Origin of the sequence: Acinetobacter sp. MD2(2019) (assembly GCF_035615615.1) — a bacterium.
In the GTDB taxonomy this organism is placed as follows: Bacteria; Pseudomonadota; Gammaproteobacteria; order Pseudomonadales; family Moraxellaceae; genus Acinetobacter.
Map to the genome: position 1 here is coordinate 34,156 of NZ_VTDU01000007.1, position 16,886 is coordinate 51,041.

Sequence of the window (16,886 nt, forward strand, 5' to 3'; positions counted from 1 at the left end):
TTTTTGTTAATCTTGACACAAATTTATTTAATCTTTGGTTGTCGAGAGGGTACACAATGCCATTGTTGCAATCACCAAATTTAGAGAAAGAAGTTAAAAATTCAATGTTAAAACCAGGATCATTTTCACTTGCTCTAGTTCTATTCGCTGCATTAACTGGCTGTGCGTCAAAACCACAGGTAGGTACAACACACACCATGAATGCGCCGAACTATTATACGGTGCGTAGTGGCGACACCTTAAGTGGCATTGCTGGGCGTTATGGTCTGAATTATATTACGGTTGCACAAATGAATGGCATTGCACCGCCATATGTAATTTACGTGAATCAATCATTACGTTTAAAAGGTTCTGCAGCAACACCGTCGCGTGTGGTGACACAACCAATGCAGGCCGCGCCGTCTATTCAAACCCAGCACATTGCATTACCAAATTCTAATGCTGCAGCAAGCGCGGCTGCCACTAATATTGCTAAAACCACAGCGCCTGCGGTGACGAATCCTGCGGCTGGTTTGAAATGGATACGTCCTGCAAATAGTGCCATTATCGACCAATTTAATTTAGCCAATAATGTAAAAGGCGTACGTTTTGCTGGTCAACAAGGTGATCCAGTCTTTGCTGCTGCAGATGGTCAGGTGGTTTATGCCGACAACGGTTTAAAAGAATATGGCAATCTCATTTTAATTAAGCATTCTAATGGTTACATTAGTGCGTATGCCTATAACAGCAAGCTGTTGGTGAAAAGTGGCATGAGTGTAAAAGTGGGGCAGAAAATTGCAGAAATGGGCTCGACTGGTACCGCTAATCGGGTGATGTTGGAATTCCAAATTCGCGCCAATGGTAAACCTATTGACCCAATGCAAGTGATTCAATAATTTTTAACCGATTGATATAATGCAAAAGTTGAATAGGGATTTTCAATATTGCGTTATATGATGGCAGCATCACATATTTTTATACCGAGGGAAGGTTATGTTAGATCAGCTTCGAGCAATGGGGATTTTTGCTTGTGTTGTCAGACAAAACTCTTTTAGTGGTGCTGCTAAAGAACTAGGTATAACAACCAGTGCAGTGAGCCAGCAAATTCGTTCTTTAGAACAAGAAATGGCCGTTACGCTGCTATATCGCTCAACCCGTAAAATTAGCTTAACTGAAGCAGGGAAAGTTTTTTTCTTAAGCTGTAAAGAAATGTTGGAGGCAGCAGAGCGCGGTAGAAAAGGCATTCATGCGCTGCGTGAAGATTTAGTCGGTCCTTTAAACATTGCTGCGGGTACCGACTTGCTCGCACAACATGTTATTCCTGCGTTGTCTTACTGGATGGAAGTACACCCGAGTTTAAATGTACAGTTCGAGGTGATGCCGTCAGAACAACAACTTTTGTCGTTGCCAGATTTAACCCTTAAATTAAAGTTACAGCACGAAATGCCAGTTGAAGGCGAGGTCGCACTTGCATCCATCGAACAGATTTTAGTGGCTGCACCGAGCTATTTACAAAAGCATTCTCCAATTTCACATCCAACTGATCTGCAAAAACACGCGTTATATTCAGATGCAGCCTTGTTGAATACACAGCCATTGTTATTTACTCATGTTATTTCAACAGAGAAAATTTCGCTGCAAATACAAATTCCTAAACAGCAAGCAATGAATCATATCGCTGTTGTTAAGTCTTTGTGTGGCAACGGTTTGGGTGTGGCTCAAGTGTTATCTTTAGATGTGCAAAAAGAAGTTTCAAATGGGCAATTAAACGTGGTGTTATCCGACTGGAAATTACCACAATATACGCTGTATGCCGTTGTTGCAGATTCGTCCTCTATTCGAACTCACCGTTGTTTAGATGTGTTAAAAGCTTATTTTGATCGTTTTTTAGGCAAAACTGTACTGAAAGAAGCAAGCTAAAGCAGGTTTCTACAATAAAAAGTAAAGCCAATCTAAAGATTGGCTTTATTTTATGGCCTTAAACTTTTATGCACTTATGCCGCAGCTAAAAAGTTTTGTATTAATGGCACAAGTCGGCTAATCAGTTCATCTGCTTCTGCTTGAGTTAATGTAAGCGCAGGCAGTAAACGCACCACATTTCCTGCGGTGACGTTAATAATTAATTGTTTTTCTTCACGGGCAATATTGACCAATTCGCCACAGGCTTTAGGTAATTCAATGCCAATCATTAACCCAAAACCACGAACAATAATATCTTCACGGTTGAGTTGCTCACGAAGCTGCTGAACAATATACGCCCCCATCTTCGCAGCGTTTTCGACTAAATTTTCTTTTTGAATAATGTCGATAACGGTATATACCACGCGAGAACCTAATGGTGTGCCACCATAAGTCGAACCATGATTTCCAGCTTGTAACACGCCTACAGCAGGGCCTTGCGTCATCACTGCGCCAACAGGGAAGCCATTGCCTAAGCCTTTAGCTGTGGTTAATACATCTGGAATGGCATGTGTATGCTGATATGCAAAGTATTTGCCTGTACGGCCATTACCGGTCTGTACTTCATCAAGCATCATTAACCATTGGTTTTTATTGCAAATATCTCGAATTTGTTCTAAATATTCAAAACCTTGAGGTGCGGTATTTACCCCACCTTCACCCTGAATGGGTTCAACTAAAATCGCAACAATATCTGGATGAATCAGTGCTAATTCTTCAATGGCTTCAATATCGCCAAAGGGCACGCGTAAAAAACCTTCAACCAGTGGTGCAAAGCCTTCTTGGACTTTTTTATTGCCGGTTGCCGACAACGTTGCCAAGGTTCGACCGTGAAAAGAGTGGTCTGCTACAATAATTTTAGGTGAATGAATGCCTTGTTGGTGGCCATATTTACGTGCAATTTTAATTGCACCTTCATTCGATTCTGCACCACTGTTCGAGAAAAACACTTCTTGCATTCCTGAAGCTTCGGCTAATTTTTGTGCAGCCGCTGTTTGCCAAGGAATGTCGAATAAATTACTGGTATGAACCAGCGTTTGGGCTTGCTCTGCAATGGCACTGGCAATGGTTGGGTGAGCGTGACCTAAACCACAAACAGCAATTCCTGTTAATGCATCTAAATAAGCTGTGCCGTCGTTGGTGTACAAATAAGAACCTTGTCCTCGGACGAAACTGATTGGCTGGCGACCATAAGTCGGCATCACATGAGAGCTTTGATCAGTTTCAACTGGCGCAAGGGTAAATTGGTTCATTGAGATCTCTTATGTATCTAGTCGTTGAAAGCTTTTTATATAAGCAAAATCTTAGGCAGATGAAAAGAAATAATTAAAGAAAAACAGAAAAATTACAGCTGTTCACACCATATTGAAAAGATTTAGGTATAATAGGCGCATAATCGTTGAGGACTTATATCTATGACTGATCAAGCACGAGATACAGAAGCATTAATTCGTGATCAAATTGCTAAACATGCTGTACTCCTTTATATGAAAGGGACTCCACAGTTTCCACAATGTGGTTTTTCTGCACGTGCAGTTGAAGCGCTCAGTCAAATTGGCCGTCCATTTGCGTACGTGAATATTTTGGAAAACCAAGATATTCGTGCAATATTACCAAAAATTGCAAACTGGCCAACCTTCCCACAACTGTGGATCAATGGTGAATTGATTGGTGGTAGCGATATTATGCTAGATATGTTCCAAAAGGGTGAATTAAAAACTCTTGTTGAGCAATACAGCCCAGCACCAGAAGCCAAATAAAATTGTAAAAATAAAAAGAGCGCCAACTTGGCGCTTTTTTATTTGTTGCGCGCAAGCGTATGGAAATTAATACATGAAAATAAGTTTCATCGGCTCAGGTCGGGTTGCAACCCATTTTGCCAAGCAACTTAAACAGATTGGGCATCATATTCACCAAATTTATAGCCCGAAAAATGCCGAAAAATTGGCAAAAGAAGTTTGTGCTTGCGCGGTTACACAACTGGAACTACTAGATTCTGCGGTTGATATAGTCATCATTGCTGTGAGTGATCAAGCGATTGAATCTGTTGCACAAGCCTTACCGAAAAGCTTTCAAGAGGTCTGTATTGTGCATACTTCGGGGAGTACCGATTTAAGCGTATTAAGCAAATATCAGCAAAAATCTGGTGTGCTATATCCATTGCAAACTTTTAGTTTTGAAAAAGATGTGAACTGGGCTGAATTGCCGATCTTAATTGAAGGCAATACAATACAAGCATTCGAACTGATTGAGCAACTCGCAAATAGCCTAAGCAAAAAAGTATTTCATTACAGCTCTAAACAACGCTTAAGCTTACATCTAGCCGCCGTATTTGCATGTAATTTTAGTAATTATTGTTACGATCTGGCACATCAATTAACCGATACCGCTGCAATCGATTTTGGATTATTGCATCCACTGATTCTGGAAACGGCATTAAAAGCGACCCAGTTTGCTCCGCATGCCGTGCAGACCGGTCCAGCCAAACGGCATGATCAAAATATATTAAACATGCATCGCGCGTTATTGGCTGAACAGGGGCATGAATCTGCTTTAGCGGTTTATGATTTATTGAGTCAGCAGATTCAAAAGCAGCATCCCAAGCCCGAATAATCTTATAGTCAAGAAACTTCGCTGATCTATTTATTTTAAAATAGTCGGTGCATATCGAATCAGATGTTCTGTAAGTTTTGCTAATGGGGCAGACTGGCGCTTCCAATGGTGCCAATATAATTCCATTTCGGTTCGTGCTTCAGGTAAAATTTCAATTAATTCATTATTTTGTAACGCTGTTTTAATCTGAAATTCGGGTACCATGCCATAACCCAGCCCTAAGTGAATCGCATGCACGAAAGACTCAGACGATGGAATAAAATGACACGGATAGGTTCCTTTGGCCAAACCAAAAAGTTTATATAAAAGTTGAATATGCATTTGATCGTGATGGTTAAAAATAAGGGCAGGCGCAGTGCGAAGTGCTTCGCGGTTTAAACCAGATTTAAACCATTTTTTATAAAATTCAGGGGTTGCAACCATTTTATAGCGGACTACGCCCAATAGTTGGCTTTCGCAACCTTTCATTGGCTTACTTTCAATAGAAATACAGGCATTGACTGCACCTGTTTCTAATAAATTGTAAGTTCTTGATTGATCATCTAATTTTAATTCCAGTGCAATATGGTCGCGCAATAAAACTGGTTGCAAAAGTGGCAATAGCCACGTAGCCAAAGAATCGGCATTGGTTGCGAGGGTGACTTTAAAAAATTGTTGCTCGCTGTGTCCCTTTAGATGATGTAATAAATTTTGCTCTAAGCGATTGCAATGCTGTAAATATTCCAAGACTTCAAGTCCCGCCTGAGTTGCCGTACAAGGACGACCACGCAATACCAGCAGTTGCCCTAACTCTTTTTCTAGTGCTTGTACCCGTAATGAAACTGCCGATGCAGTCACACAAAGTTTTAATCCAGCATGTTCAAATGAACCGGTTTCAATCACTGCTAAAAATGCATCTGCTTGTTTATAGTCCAACATGGCTAAAAATAATTTAGTTTCCCTGAGAAGTTTTTAATTTTACTGAATTAAAACTAAGAAAACAGATAATAGCTTCAGAAAAAAAACTTTTTTAGGAACAGATTATGTACGCATTTGTTTATGGTTTAAGCACAGGGTTTTCTTTAATTGTTGCGATTGGGGCGCAAAATGTATTTGTCTTGAAGCAGGGCTTAAAACAACAGTCCATTTTTTTGGTCTGTTTTATTTGTGCATTATCCGATTCGCTGCTTATTTTGGCAGGCGTACTGGGTATGTCTAAACTTGTGGTCGATTTTCCGCAAATTGTCAGTATTGCAAAATATGTTGGTGCTGCATTTTTAACGTGTTATGGATTGATTCATCTTTGGTCTGCGTTAAAAAACAAAGATGAAATGACCACGGACACCCATCCACAGCAATCGTTATATCGTATTGTTATGACTTGTTTGGCCTTAACTTGGTTGAATCCGCATGTATATTTGGATACTTTATTTTTGGTGGGTTCAATTTCGGTTAAATTTCAAGATGTTGCTTTGCAGTTTGCCATTGGTGTAATTTTGGCTTCGTGGATTTTCTTTTTTACTTTAGGATATGGCGCACGAATTTTATTGCCATTACTTAAAAAAGCACAAACATGGCGATATTTGAATTTTATTATTGCTGTAATTATGTGGATGATTGCTTACCGATTGCTAGAAAGTTGATTCTAGCAATCGTCAAATTTAAGAATTAGATTTTTTTGAAAATAAAGTCATTAATTTTATGACCCGCTTCTAAGCCACGTTTTTCAAATTTTGTCAGTGGGCGCCATTCAGGGCGAGGAAAACTATTGCCTTTGCCTGCGGTATTATCAAGGTTTTCACGATTCTCTAACACATCGAGCATCCATTCGGCATACGGTTCCCAGTCGGTTGCTGCATGGAATGTTCCGCCTAATTTAAGTTTTTGTTCTACCAAAGCCATGCGTTCATGGCTAACAAAACGGCGTTTGAAATGACGTTTTTTCTGCCAAGGATCTGGGAAATATAATTGTAAACAATCGATACTTTGGTCAGGCATTTCGCGTAATACTTGAATTGCATCGGCATCTAAAACAAATAAATTATTTAAGCCTGCAAGTCCTGCTTCATAAACACACTGTGCAATACCTGGAACATGCACTTCAATCCCAACAAAGTTACGTTCTGGGTTGGCTTGTGCCATAAGCACCAGTGAACGTCCCATACCAAAACCGATTTCAACCGTAAGTGGGCGTTCGGGGTGGCTAAAATGCTGGCGTAAATCGCCCACAGGATATTCTAAGATGAAATGTTGATGTTGTTCCAACGCCGTTCGTTGTGAGGTATTCAGTGGCGCAGAACGGCGCATAAAAGTCACAATCTCGCGGTGTTCATGTAAATTGTCCAAATCCACAATTTGGGTTTCTTCGATGATTTCGTTGGTCATAACGTTGTAGTCAGTCGTTCGTATTACAAAGGCGCTATTGTAAGTCTTAAGCGACCTAAGTCAAATTTTTTACGACAATGGCGCAAATATTTTGAACTGAAAAACCCAACAAGGATATTGATGCTCAATATCCTTGTACAAATTGTGCTTATTTGAAGAAATAACCGGTTTCAGGTGAGCTTGCATTGGCCATACGTTTTCGTGGCATCCGCCCAGCAAGGAAAGCTTCGCGACCTGCTTCAACCGCTTTTTTCATGGCTGATGCCATTAAAATAGGTTGTTGCGCTGCGGCAATGGCGGTATTCATTAACACGCCATCACAGCCAAGTTCCATTGCAATGGCTGCATCACTTGCTGTCCCCACGCCGGCATCAACCAAAACCGGAACTTTAGCATTTTCTTTAATAATTGAAAGTGTATGCGGGTTTAAAATCCCTAAGCCAGAACCAATTAAGCTACCTAAAGGCATAATTGCCACACAACCCATACTTTCAAGTTCTTGCGCCACAATCGGGTCGTCTGAAGTATAGACCATCACTTCAAAACCATCGTCAATCAATGTTTTTGCTGCTTTTAAAGTTTCTACAATATTGGGATAAAGCGTTTTTTCATCACCCAATACTTCAAGTTTCATCAAATTGTGACCATCGAGCAGTTCACGCGCCAACATACAGGTACGAACGGCACTGTTTGCATCAAAACAACCGGCGGTATTGGGTAAGATGGTGTATTTTTCAGGTGGAATCACCGAAAGCAAATTGGGCTGATCAGCATGCTGGCCGATATTTACACGGCGAATCGCAACAGTCACAATTTCTGCGCCGCTGGCTTGAATTGCCGCGCCCGTTTCATTTAAATCTTTATATTTGCCCGTTCCAACCAGTAAACGAGATGAAAACTGACGTGAACCAACAATTAAAGGTGAATCTTGAACGAGAGAATTTTGCATAACAACTTACCTGTATTTAACCACCACCCACGGCATGAATAATTTCAATGCGATCATGAGCTGAAATGGCTGTACTTTCCAACCGAGATTTGGGAATAATCATTTCATTCAGTTCAACCGCAAAACGTTTGTTTTCTAACCCTAAAGATTGAACCAATGAAAGAAGGTTTGAGCATGCTGTTTCAGATGCCTGACCATTTAAAAAAAAGGGTGTCATTACGTGTATCCTTACTTAGTAAACCGAAATGCATTCCACGCTAAGCACAGCCAACCTAAAATCATCAGGCCGCCGCCAATCGGTGTAATCGCACCAAAAACGCGAGGAAAGCCAAGCCCCATTAAATAAAGTGAACCACAGAAAAATAAAATTCCTGTTTGAATGAGGATAAAACTGCTTTTAATCGGAAATTGAGGGACAGCTTTGACTAAAATGGCAAGGGCAAGTAAACCCAGCGCATGATAAAAGAAATATTCTGTTGAAGTGTGCCACCAATTCAGTTGCTCGGCACTGGCACGATTTTTAAGTCCGTGTGCACCAAATGCGCCAACAATTACGGCAATGGCGAGATTGATAGCAGAAATTGCAAGCCACATTGCGATATTCCGTCATAATTTTGCGTCTTACCTTAGCATAAAATGCAGGGCTAAGGATGCAGTTAAATTCAAGCACAATAAAAAAGGCTGAATTTTTTCAGCCTTTTAAATATGATTTAGTTGGATGACATCGCAACTTTAATTTTTTCCATAGCATTTTTTTCAAGCTGACGAATACGTTCCGCAGAAACATTGTATTCGGCTGCAAGTTCATGCAAAGTCGATTTATCATCATCTAACCAACGGCGTTGTAAGATATTACGAGAACGCGCATCGAGCTGATCCATGGCATCATGCAAGGCCGCATTGTTTTGTTCTTCATAATCTTCATTTTCAACCAATCGAGCAGGGTCATAACGATTATCTTCAAGATATAACGCTGGCGCAACATAACTTGAACCTTCGTCATCATCGTCATTTTGTGCTTCAAAAGCCGCATCGTAAGCCGTTAATCGACCTTCCATTTCTAACACTTGTTCAGGTGTTACGTTAAGATCGTTTGCAATCGATTTTGCTTCTTCAAGCGTTAATTTCTTACTAGATTTTTTTAAGCTACGTAAATTAAAAAACAATTTACGCTGTGCTTTTGTGGTTGCAATTTTAACAATGCGCCAGTTACGAATCACATATTCATGAATTTCAGCTTTAATCCAGTGCACAGCAAAAGAAACTAAACGAACGCCCATATTCGGGTCGAAGCGTTTAACGGCTTTCATTAAACCTAAGTTTCCTTCTTGGATGAGGTCGCCTTGAGGAAGACCATAACCTGCATAACTGCGTGCAATATGAACCACAAAACGCAAATGAGACATCACCAACATTTTGGCGGCCTCTAAATCCTGATCGTAATAATAACGGTCAGCGAGTTCTTTCTCTTGTTCAGCAGTAAGGATAGGTAATTGATTCACCGTGCTGATGTATGCGCCAAGATTTGCTCCCGGTGCAGACAATGACAGGGGCATCAATTGATTGCTGCTGTCACTCATGGATACTCCTTATAAGGATATTTGGTCTAATGACCAGTGGGTTCATCATAATCTTCTTAGATTACAGAATTAAGGGAAAAAGGGTAGAGAAATGTAAAAAAATATGCAACAACATGTATTTTTTATGATTTTATGCCTGAGTTTTAATCAGAAAATGTAGTTCTGCATTTGAAACTTTCGTCATTTTACAATCTAAGTGATTCAGCTGGCAATAACGAAGAATATCAATTTCACTGCTCGGATCTGAGGCTTTTAAGTAAAATTGACTCGGTGCTACTGCCGACTTAATTGCACGTTTAAGCATAAGTAACGGCATTGGACACGGTTTTTCTAAAGCATCAATTTCAATGAGTGCAAGCTGCGCACTTAAGTCATGGCTCATGTTGAAAATACTGATTTTGCAAAAGATATATCCTAACAAAAACTTTATTTTGAAAAAAGAAAAACAATCGCGTTTGTCTTTTGAATAAGGTAATCCATAAAAAATACGCCGAATAGGGAAAATTTTACTACCAATTCTATATTAGCCATGCTAATCTCAAGATCGGATTGCAGGAATGCTTATAGCAATTGATTGTTATAAATATCCTGTGATAATAATGTGGATATAACCGGAATTTGTTAATAGTTTTACAGAAATGGTCATAAGCTTAAAAATAATAACTATTTTTAAACTTTGTTCGCTTTGCTGTTTGCAACACCGGGGGAATCCTTTAATTGAATCACTGAGGATTAACTAATGACAGTACGTGAACAAGGCGTAGTTAAATGGTTTAACGATACTAAAGGTTTTGGTTTCATTCAACGTAGTGGTGGCGATGACGTTTTTGTTCATTTCCGCGCTATTATGGGTGAAGGTCACCGTTCATTACGTGACGGCCAACGCGTTGAATTCAGCGTAGTAGAAGGTCAAAAAGGTTTTCAAGCTGAGTCAGTTCAGCCACTTGACTAATCTTTTTTGATTACGCAAGAAAAAACGTCCCAACAGGGGCGTTTTTTGTTTTTAAGCCATCATTTTTATGATTGATAGATATCCTGCATTCATAAGATTTAAATTAAAACTGATAAAAAATGATATTGAATCATTATTTTTAAATAGGTTTGCCTATGCCATTCTTAGAAAAACTACGTATACGTTATCCGATCTTTCTTTCACCTATGGCGGGTGTAACAACACCAAAACTTGCAGCAACTGTTTCAAATGCAGGTGGTTTAGGTGCGCTAGGATTAGGTGCAAGCACGATTGATCAAGCCAAAAAACAAATTTTAGAAACGCAGAAACTGACTACAAAGCCATTTCAGTTGAACTTTTTTTGTCATCAACCTGCACGTTTAGATGGAAATATTGCCCAGCAATGGATTAATTATTTGCGAGCTCACTTTTTACAATTCAATGCGCAAGCACCAGAACAACTCAATTGTATTTATCCCAGTTTTTTAGAAAATGATGACTTTTTAGCGCTTATTTTAGAAACACGTCCTTCAGTGGTGAGTTTTCACTTTGGTTTACCGCATGCGCATCAAATTCAGGCACTAAAAAACGCAGGCATTGTGACGATGGTTACGGCCACCAATTTGGTTGAAGCGTTACAAATTCAAGAGGCCGGCATTGATATTATTGTTGCACAAGGCATTGAAGCCGGTGGGCATAGAGGATTATTTCATCCGCACCATGAAAGTGGTTTAAGCACATCCGATTTAGTGTCTTTACTATTGCAACATTGCAAAATTCCAGTGGTTGCCGCAGGCGGTATTATGACGGGTAAACAAGCACAACTTTATTTAAATATTGGTGCGAGTGCGGTGCAGTTGGGAACGGCTTTTATTGCTTGTCCAGAGTCGAATGCCACTCAAGCCTATCGTGATGCGTTAATGGCTAAACCCATTGTTACTCAATTAAGTGCCAGTATTTCGGGCAGACCTGCTCGAGGAATTTTAAATGCATGGCATACGCAAATAGATACGCCATCTCGCCCAGATTTACCTGTATATCCTTATACTTATGATATTGCAAAGCAATTGCATGCTGTTGCAAGTGCTCAGCAATCGCAAGATTATGCGGCATTTTGGGCAGGTTCAGGCGCCATGCACATACAGAATTTAGCTGCCGCAGAGCTATTTCAGTCTATTGTTGCCGATTTGGCATAATTTACACATCGAGTGGATGATAATGTTCTACGCGCACATCATCCATATTTTGCCCGTGTGCCAATAATTCATTAAAGTAGTTTTCAACCACTTTGGCCTGTGCCGTGGTTACTTCAACTTGATACATTTGTTGGCGGAATTCATTACTGCGGTGTAAACCTTTGGTGTACCACGCGATATGTTTTCGGGCAATTCGGCAACCAGAGTATTCACCATAAAACGCATATAATTCTTGTAGGTGCCCCATCAGCACATCTTTTACTTCTTGGATGTTTGGTGCAGCTAAATGTTCGCCTGTTTTAAGATAATGCGCAATTTCACGAAAAATCCACGGGCGACCTTGTGCTGCACGACCAATCATAATTGCATCTGCGCCTGTGTAATCCAAAACATACTTGGCTTTTTCTGGGCTGTCGATATCGCCATTGGCAATAACAGGAATATTCAATTCAGACTTCACTTGTTTAATTAGGTCGTAGCGCGCGGTGTTTAAATACATTTCCTCACGGGTGCGTCCATGCAATGCCAGCGCGGCAATTCCTGCTTGTTCTGCACGTTTGGCAACGCGTAAAATATTTTCGTGCCCGTTTAAAAAACCGAGTCGGGTTTTGAGGGTGACTGGAACATCTACCGCTTCAACAACGGTATCTAAAATACGCGCGACCAAATCTTCATCTTGCAACAGTGCCGAGCCGGCCAATTTATTGCAGACTTTTTTTGCAGGGCACCCCATGTTGATATCGACAATTTGCGCGCCATTGTTGACTTGATAGCGCGCAGCTTCTGCCAGTTGTTCGGGGTCTGAGCCCGCAATTTGTGCTGAAATTGGGGCAATTTCGCCATCGAAATTTGCGCGATATAAGCTTTTTTTGCTCATACGCAATGTTTTATCTGCTGTCATCATTTCGCTGACAGCATGCCCTGCACCAAAATATTTGCATAAGGTTCTAAATGGACGGTCAGTGACGCCTGCCATTGGCGCAACAAAAATAGGCGAATGCTTTGATTTATCAAACAATTCTTCAATTACTTTGTTTTTACTCAATTTTTTGATTCCCGTATTCTTAAAGATTCTACATGATTCTTAATCATTCTTAACTATTCTTTACGCCTAATTTGCGCCATAATTCTAAAATGGCGTAAACTTAATTTAATGGCGTAAATATGGGAACAATTGCAGAGCGAATTACAACAGATGGTAAGACTCGCTACAGAGCACAAATACGAATAACCCGTAAAGGATTACCACCGTTTATTAAAACACGAACTTTTGCAAAAGAATCACTAGCTAAGGAGTGGATTAAACGACTAGAGGCCGAAATACTGATTAACCCGGCTATTCTAAATCCGGAAGCGGTCGCTGTGTCAAAAACTTTAAAGGAATTTTTTGAAAGATACTTAGCTGAAATTGGCGATGAATTCGGGGGAACAAAACCAAGTGCACTCAAGCATATCTATAACTATAGCCTTGCTCATAAAAATGTTTATGACATAACCCGTCAAGACTTCTCAAATTTTGCTATAGAGCGCAGAAAAGGCAACCCAATCGAAATGACAGATGGTGTCGCTCCAGCAACAGTTCTGAAGGATTTATCTCATATTGCGTCTGTTTTAAATCACGCTGAACTTGTTTGGGGTGAGGATATTCTCTTTGTTAAGAATGAGCTTACACAAGCACTCATTGGCTTAAAAAAGGCTCGAATTGTTACAAAATCCAAAGCTCGTGATCGTTTGGCCACCCATGAAGAACTACAAATATTGACAAACCATTTCTATAAAGGCTGGAAGCGTGTACGCAATGCCATCCCAATGCACTTGGTTATGTGGCTTGCAATTTATACCGGTCGGCGTGAAGGTGAGCTTTGCTCCATGCGTCTAGATGATTTCGATCGCAAAAATAGTCAATGGAAAATACGAGATGTAAAAAATCCCGATGGGTCTAAAGGCAATCACAAATATGCCCATCTCGAGCCATTAGCATTGCAAGTCATTGATGAGTTATTAGATCCTCAAATACGTGCCCGCATGCTTGAGCTTGGTTATAGTGATGAACTACTTTTACCTGTAAATGTCCAAACCGTTTCTGATTATTTCCGCCGTGGATGCCGACTGAACGGTATTGAAGATTTACGTTTTCACGACCTTCGCCATGAGGCGGCTACACGTTACGCTGAGGATGGCTTTAGCATACCTCAACTTCAAACAATCACCCTGCATTCTTCATGGTCCAGTCTTCAACGTTATGTGAATTTAAAGAAGCGTGGTGAGCGCCTAGATTTTCCAAGTGCTATGCAATTCGCCCGCAAGCAATACGATGAAAATTACTCTAAATTCGCATTAAAACAGCGATATGTGTCTGCTGCTGATATTGCGGATGCTGAACAAGCGTATACTCAAATTGAAACACCGGATGTAATAAATACTGAGTTGGATTTTATCAAAGCATCATTAATGAAGTTTATGAAGTCTTTTCGCCCAACCAAAAGCGTAAAAGATATGTATAAAGAAAAATCCAATATACAGAATATATTTGCTTGGAATGATGTTCAGCAATGTTTTGTGGTTCAGTACATACAAAATGCTTGGGAAAATTGGTTTGGCGAAAAAGGTGAGATTGACTGGCAACAACTACCGGGTGATACAACTCATTTTAGCATCAAGGGCCTTGATGTACTAAAGATTGAAGGCGAGCGAGTGCATAAATGGGAAAAAGAAATAAATAAATGGTTTGATATTACAAAGTATTTTGATGCTAATACTTCGGGTCTCATTAAAAAATAAGCCCTTATCCGCGCCCCGTGGTTGCAAAGCCTAAAAAGTGAGGTGAAATTAATTCACCTCACTCCAGTTTCTTTGGGATTCCTTTTGTAAAGAATCTAACCAAGATGCAACATCCGCTAAATTAACAAAATATTCTGATTTATTGCCGTCTACTTTAAAAGCTGGGAAGGGTAGCTTACATTTGGCAGCACGCTGTTTTGCTGCTGCCATATCTAAATGTGGCATGTAGTCATCAACAATATCCTTTAGAGAAACAATCGGGCGTTTGTATCTCAGAATTAACATCATTGATATGTCGATTTGGTCATTCTGATTGATAGCCAGAGCCATTAAAGCACCTCCTTGTATAATTGATGTTTAATGTTTTTTAACTTGGCCATTAGTAGGCATGATTCATTACTCTGTGGAGTGGCCAGTTTATGAAAACTTTGGCTGTAACGAACCATCTCAGCTTTAGTCATTAACATTAAATTTTCTATACGGCAATCTGTTCTATCTTGATTCTTGAACGCAACGACATGATCTACTGGTACTGCACCGTTGGCCTGTTCCCATACAAGTCGGTGTTTAAGGTCAAAGATATTTGGTTCAGCCGTTTTTACTAGAATATAGCCATCCTTAGAGCATATGCGCTCATAACCTATGGGTTTTTTGTTCCAGGTAATTTGGCCTTTTTTGAAGTTCCCAGAATTTGGCTTGCAAACACCTTTTGTCCCTGTGTTCCAGGGTTTAGTGCCTTTTTCAAAACAACCAGTTCGTCCTGTATTCCATTTTTTTCTCGTACATAGTGATTTAATTTGATCTACTGTGAATGTAGAGCCAAAGCGATTATTGACTTGTATTGTCAATTCTTTACGCTCCAAGGAACAGTTAGATTTAATAAAATCTAACTGTTCCTGAGTGTATTTAACTGCAGCACCTTTTGGCATTAATCACCCAATTAAGTTTTGTGGAATTTCAACTGAATCGGCATTTTTTACGCCACGGTATTCAGCGACTAATTTTGCTGCGCTTAAACGCATATTATTGTTCTTAATTACTTGTTCGCTAATTTTCTCAATTGCTTCAGCTTTTTGAATTTCGGCTTCAAGTTCACCACCTTTCAAACCAGGCTCGCTAAGGCGTTCAAGTTGTGCAAATAAGACAGTATTCAAATCTAGTGGTGTATTCATTTGCCTCTCCAGCAAGCTTCTTTAAATTTCGCATTACAAATTAGAGATTCAATTTCAGATGCGTTTACATTTTCAAAGTGATGTTCCATTTTTCCGCCGTAAATAATGAGCTTCCGACTTTTCGACGAGTAACTAAATTTCATGCGGCATCACCTTCTTGTTGTGAATTCAGAGCTGCACGCTTCTTTTTAATTTCGTCCAAAAGTGTAGGTACGATTTCAGGATTGCGCTTGTATGCAGCTGCTTCCAGTGTATCTAATGCTTCTGCAGTCGTGGCATTTTGAATATCCGCCAATAAAGAGGGTGGATTCTGATTTTCTGTTTGATTCAGCTCACTTAGCCGTTTGCTTTGAGCTGCAATAAGCGGCTCACGTTGTTTTTCAGTCCAATCTTTGGTGTAACGAGTGATAGCATTCACTTCTCCTGCAGTTTGTGAATCCTGAACTCGGACGAGAAGGTCTGCTAATTTTGATTCATACTCACGTACCACAAACACGGCTTTTCGTGAGCCAACAAAAGTGGCCAAGTGATATCTATGGTTTTCGATTAGCTGGGTATTACCCTTAATTTCTTCTTCACAAGCTTCAACATCTTGAATACATGTGGCCGCCGATAGCTGCTCCATAAAACGATCTTTAAGTTTTTGGGATGGTGCGTTTGGATCCTCGGCCACATCAGGCTGTTTTGGTGATAATGACTTAAGTGCGGCATCTTTAGCATCACAAATGCGTTGCCATTGATCTGTTGTGAAATCAGATTGCCCTAAGTCAGCTACCATTGCGCCAACTTCATCTAAGCTATTACAAGTTGCAAGAGCATCAATAATCAAGCTGCAGCGATCTTCCGGAGCGACAATGACTTCATTTTCAAGCTTTGCAAGTTTTTTGCCGCGCTTTACTGGTTTTTCTGCAGCTACATCCTGAATGAATTCAAATGCAGAACGTACCAAATCAATACCTAGCGATAAGCTTATTGCCCGAGCTTGGTCGATTGCACTATCAGCATCAGGCTGAGCAAATCCGCGAATAATCGCCTTATTAACATCTTTATTTTCTGCGTCAAACTTTGTACGCAAAATACATGCAGGCATCACAATAAAGATTTCTTGGCCAACTTGGATATCTGAAAGAAATAGGGGTTTAGGAAAAGAGCATCCAGCAAGCTCGATCATTTCAATTTCAATCGTGAATTCAGTATTTGAGCGAGCAAAGATGTCTGCCGAAAATTCCGAAATAGGGCGGAACTCTTTAAGCAGTGTGCTAGTTGCATCACGACAAAGAACTTTTTTACCAGCGAGCATTGCTTCAAATGCTGCGTTTGTAGAAATTAGGTTTTGCATGT

At 40.1% G+C, this 16,886-nt stretch carries 21 protein-coding genes; 8 read left to right on the forward strand and 13 right to left on the reverse strand.

All coding sequences use genetic code 11. The annotated features are described in order from the left end of the window. The first annotated feature begins 56 nt into the window (after positions 1 to 56). On the forward strand, positions 57 to 875 hold the full coding sequence (locus I2F62_RS05430; protein WP_420713726.1) for a peptidoglycan DD-metalloendopeptidase family protein: 819 nt from the start codon (positions 57 to 59) through the stop codon (positions 873 to 875). Between the two features lie 97 nt (positions 876 to 972). Continuing rightward, positions 973 to 1,899 carry a LysR family transcriptional regulator gene (locus I2F62_RS05435; protein ID WP_324626008.1) on the forward strand — a complete coding sequence of 309 codons (927 nt, stop codon included), beginning with the start codon at positions 973 to 975 and terminating at the stop codon, positions 1,897 to 1,899. A 74-nt stretch (positions 1,900 to 1,973) separates the two neighbouring features. Here the strand turns inward: I2F62_RS05435 and I2F62_RS05440 are convergent, their stop codons facing one another. Further along, on the reverse strand, positions 1,974 to 3,191 hold the full coding sequence (locus I2F62_RS05440; RefSeq protein WP_324626009.1) for an aspartate aminotransferase family protein: 1,218 nt from the start codon (positions 3,189 to 3,191) through the stop codon (positions 1,974 to 1,976). Between the two features lie 162 nt (positions 3,192 to 3,353). Between I2F62_RS05440 and grxD the strand changes: the two genes are divergently transcribed. Both grxD and I2F62_RS05450 read left to right on the forward strand, forming a co-directional pair. Beyond that, positions 3,354 to 3,698 carry a Grx4 family monothiol glutaredoxin gene (gene grxD / locus I2F62_RS05445; RefSeq protein ID WP_324626010.1) on the forward strand — a complete coding sequence of 115 codons (345 nt, stop codon included), beginning with the start codon at positions 3,354 to 3,356 and terminating at the stop codon, positions 3,696 to 3,698. A 73-nt stretch (positions 3,699 to 3,771) separates the two neighbouring features. Beyond that, complete coding sequence (locus I2F62_RS05450) at positions 3,772 to 4,551, forward strand: F420-dependent NADP oxidoreductase (RefSeq protein WP_324626011.1); 780 nt, start codon at positions 3,772 to 3,774, stop codon at positions 4,549 to 4,551. A gap of 30 nt (positions 4,552 to 4,581) precedes the next feature. Here I2F62_RS05450 and I2F62_RS05455 read toward each other — a convergent pair whose 3' ends face one another. After that, positions 4,582 to 5,469 (reverse strand): LysR family transcriptional regulator ArgP, encoded by an 888-nt coding sequence (locus I2F62_RS05455; RefSeq protein WP_324626012.1) that lies wholly within the window; start codon positions 5,467 to 5,469, stop codon positions 4,582 to 4,584. Positions 5,470 to 5,573: 104 nt separating this feature from the next. On the opposite strand from I2F62_RS05455, the gene I2F62_RS05460 reads away from it, so the two are divergent. Further along, the gene (locus tag I2F62_RS05460) at positions 5,574 to 6,173 is read left to right on the forward strand and encodes a LysE/ArgO family amino acid transporter (protein ID WP_324626013.1); all 600 of its coding nucleotides are present in this window, start codon (positions 5,574 to 5,576) and stop codon (positions 6,171 to 6,173) included. Positions 6,174 to 6,198: 25 nt separating this feature from the next. Here the strand turns inward: I2F62_RS05460 and trmB are convergent, their stop codons facing one another. The 6 genes from trmB to I2F62_RS05490 all read right to left on the reverse strand — a co-directional run bounded on the left by trmB (position 6,199) and on the right by I2F62_RS05490 (position 9,826). Beyond that, on the reverse strand, positions 6,199 to 6,915 hold the full coding sequence (gene trmB / locus I2F62_RS05465; RefSeq protein WP_324626014.1) for a tRNA (guanosine(46)-N7)-methyltransferase TrmB: 717 nt from the start codon (positions 6,913 to 6,915) through the stop codon (positions 6,199 to 6,201). 148 nt (positions 6,916 to 7,063) lie between these two features. Next, complete coding sequence (locus I2F62_RS05470; RefSeq protein WP_324626015.1) at positions 7,064 to 7,864, reverse strand: thiazole synthase; 801 nt, start codon at positions 7,862 to 7,864, stop codon at positions 7,064 to 7,066. A gap of 16 nt (positions 7,865 to 7,880) precedes the next feature. Further along, entirely contained in the window at positions 7,881 to 8,081 is a 201-nt protein-coding gene (gene thiS / locus I2F62_RS05475; protein ID WP_324626016.1) for a sulfur carrier protein ThiS, read from the reverse strand. An 11-nt stretch (positions 8,082 to 8,092) separates the two neighbouring features. Next, positions 8,093 to 8,458, reverse strand: a complete 366-nt coding sequence (locus I2F62_RS05480; protein WP_324626017.1) for a DUF423 domain-containing protein — start codon at positions 8,456 to 8,458, stop codon at positions 8,093 to 8,095. 116 nt (positions 8,459 to 8,574) lie between these two features. Further along, on the reverse strand, positions 8,575 to 9,444 hold the full coding sequence (gene rpoH / locus I2F62_RS05485) for an RNA polymerase sigma factor RpoH (RefSeq protein WP_324626018.1): 870 nt from the start codon (positions 9,442 to 9,444) through the stop codon (positions 8,575 to 8,577). Positions 9,445 to 9,574: 130 nt separating this feature from the next. After that, the gene (locus I2F62_RS05490; RefSeq protein ID WP_324626019.1) at positions 9,575 to 9,826 is read right to left on the reverse strand and encodes a sulfurtransferase TusA family protein; all 252 of its coding nucleotides are present in this window, start codon (positions 9,824 to 9,826) and stop codon (positions 9,575 to 9,577) included. A gap of 357 nt (positions 9,827 to 10,183) precedes the next feature. Here I2F62_RS05490 and I2F62_RS05495 point away from each other — a divergent pair, with 357 nt between their 5' ends. Together I2F62_RS05495 and I2F62_RS05500 are read left to right on the forward strand one after the other, a co-directional pair. After that, positions 10,184 to 10,396, forward strand: coding sequence for a cold-shock protein (locus I2F62_RS05495; protein WP_324626020.1), 213 nt, complete (start codon positions 10,184 to 10,186; stop codon positions 10,394 to 10,396). Positions 10,397 to 10,551: 155 nt separating this feature from the next. Beyond that, entirely contained in the window at positions 10,552 to 11,592 is a 1,041-nt protein-coding gene (locus tag I2F62_RS05500; protein WP_324626021.1) for a nitronate monooxygenase, read from the forward strand. A gap of 1 nt (position 11,593) precedes the next feature. On the opposite strand, the gene dusB is transcribed toward I2F62_RS05500, so the two are convergent. Then, positions 11,594 to 12,610, reverse strand: coding sequence for a tRNA dihydrouridine synthase DusB (gene dusB / locus I2F62_RS05505; protein WP_324626094.1), 1,017 nt, complete (start codon positions 12,608 to 12,610; stop codon positions 11,594 to 11,596). Between the two features lie 146 nt (positions 12,611 to 12,756). Here dusB and I2F62_RS05510 point away from each other — a divergent pair, with 146 nt between their 5' ends. Continuing rightward, the gene (locus I2F62_RS05510) at positions 12,757 to 14,373 is read left to right on the forward strand and encodes a tyrosine-type recombinase/integrase (RefSeq protein WP_324626022.1); all 1,617 of its coding nucleotides are present in this window, start codon (positions 12,757 to 12,759) and stop codon (positions 14,371 to 14,373) included. Positions 14,374 to 14,421: 48 nt separating this feature from the next. Here the strand turns inward: I2F62_RS05510 and I2F62_RS05515 are convergent, their stop codons facing one another. From I2F62_RS05515 to I2F62_RS05530, 4 genes are all read right to left on the reverse strand, one after another. Next, positions 14,422 to 14,703 (reverse strand): pyocin activator PrtN family protein, encoded by a 282-nt coding sequence (locus I2F62_RS05515; protein ID WP_324626023.1) that lies wholly within the window; start codon positions 14,701 to 14,703, stop codon positions 14,422 to 14,424. Continuing rightward, complete coding sequence (locus I2F62_RS05520) at positions 14,703 to 15,302, reverse strand: HNH endonuclease signature motif containing protein (protein ID WP_324626024.1); 600 nt, start codon at positions 15,300 to 15,302, stop codon at positions 14,703 to 14,705. Before I2F62_RS05520 ends, I2F62_RS05515 begins: the two co-directional genes overlap by 1 nt. Before the next feature lie 3 nt (positions 15,303 to 15,305). Beyond that, on the reverse strand, positions 15,306 to 15,545 hold the full coding sequence (locus I2F62_RS05525; RefSeq protein WP_324626025.1) for a hypothetical protein: 240 nt from the start codon (positions 15,543 to 15,545) through the stop codon (positions 15,306 to 15,308). Between the two features lie 139 nt (positions 15,546 to 15,684). After that, positions 15,685 to 16,884: a hypothetical protein gene (locus I2F62_RS05530; RefSeq protein ID WP_324626026.1), complete on the reverse strand. Its 1,200-nt coding sequence runs from the start codon at positions 16,882 to 16,884 to the stop codon at positions 15,685 to 15,687. Between the last annotated feature and the right edge of the window lie 2 nt (positions 16,885 to 16,886).

Excerpts from the sequence above, each read along its gene's own strand:
- I2F62_RS05430 (WP_420713726.1), top strand. The coding sequence starts at position 57 with ATGCCATTGTTGCAATCACCAAATTTAGAGAAAGAAGTTAAAAATTCA.
- I2F62_RS05435 (WP_324626008.1), top strand. The coding sequence starts at position 973 with ATGTTAGATCAGCTTCGAGCAATGGGGATTTTTGCTTGTGTTGTCAGA.
- I2F62_RS05440 (WP_324626009.1), bottom strand. The coding sequence starts at position 3,191 with ATGAACCAATTTACCCTTGCGCCAGTTGAAACTGATCAAAGCTCTCAT.
- grxD (WP_324626010.1), top strand. The coding sequence starts at position 3,354 with ATGACTGATCAAGCACGAGATACAGAAGCATTAATTCGTGATCAAATT.
- I2F62_RS05450 (WP_324626011.1), top strand. The coding sequence starts at position 3,772 with ATGAAAATAAGTTTCATCGGCTCAGGTCGGGTTGCAACCCATTTTGCC.
- I2F62_RS05455 (WP_324626012.1), bottom strand. The coding sequence starts at position 5,469 with ATGTTGGACTATAAACAAGCAGATGCATTTTTAGCAGTGATTGAAACC.
- I2F62_RS05460 (WP_324626013.1), top strand. The coding sequence starts at position 5,574 with ATGTACGCATTTGTTTATGGTTTAAGCACAGGGTTTTCTTTAATTGTT.
- trmB (WP_324626014.1), bottom strand. The coding sequence starts at position 6,915 with ATGACCAACGAAATCATCGAAGAAACCCAAATTGTGGATTTGGACAAT.
- I2F62_RS05470 (WP_324626015.1), bottom strand. The coding sequence starts at position 7,864 with ATGCAAAATTCTCTCGTTCAAGATTCACCTTTAATTGTTGGTTCACGT.
- thiS (WP_324626016.1), bottom strand. The coding sequence starts at position 8,081 with ATGACACCCTTTTTTTTAAATGGTCAGGCATCTGAAACAGCATGCTCA.
- I2F62_RS05480 (WP_324626017.1), bottom strand. The coding sequence starts at position 8,458 with ATGTGGCTTGCAATTTCTGCTATCAATCTCGCCATTGCCGTAATTGTT.
- rpoH (WP_324626018.1), bottom strand. The coding sequence starts at position 9,444 with ATGAGTGACAGCAGCAATCAATTGATGCCCCTGTCATTGTCTGCACCG.
- I2F62_RS05490 (WP_324626019.1), bottom strand. The coding sequence starts at position 9,826 with ATGAGCCATGACTTAAGTGCGCAGCTTGCACTCATTGAAATTGATGCT.
- I2F62_RS05495 (WP_324626020.1), top strand. The coding sequence starts at position 10,184 with ATGACAGTACGTGAACAAGGCGTAGTTAAATGGTTTAACGATACTAAA.
- I2F62_RS05500 (WP_324626021.1), top strand. The coding sequence starts at position 10,552 with ATGCCATTCTTAGAAAAACTACGTATACGTTATCCGATCTTTCTTTCA.
- I2F62_RS05510 (WP_324626022.1), top strand. The coding sequence starts at position 12,757 with ATGGGAACAATTGCAGAGCGAATTACAACAGATGGTAAGACTCGCTAC.
- I2F62_RS05515 (WP_324626023.1), bottom strand. The coding sequence starts at position 14,703 with ATGGCTCTGGCTATCAATCAGAATGACCAAATCGACATATCAATGATG.
- I2F62_RS05520 (WP_324626024.1), bottom strand. The coding sequence starts at position 15,302 with ATGCCAAAAGGTGCTGCAGTTAAATACACTCAGGAACAGTTAGATTTT.
- I2F62_RS05525 (WP_324626025.1), bottom strand. The coding sequence starts at position 15,545 with ATGAATACACCACTAGATTTGAATACTGTCTTATTTGCACAACTTGAA.
- I2F62_RS05530 (WP_324626026.1), bottom strand. The coding sequence starts at position 16,884 with ATGCAAAACCTAATTTCTACAAACGCAGCATTTGAAGCAATGCTCGCT.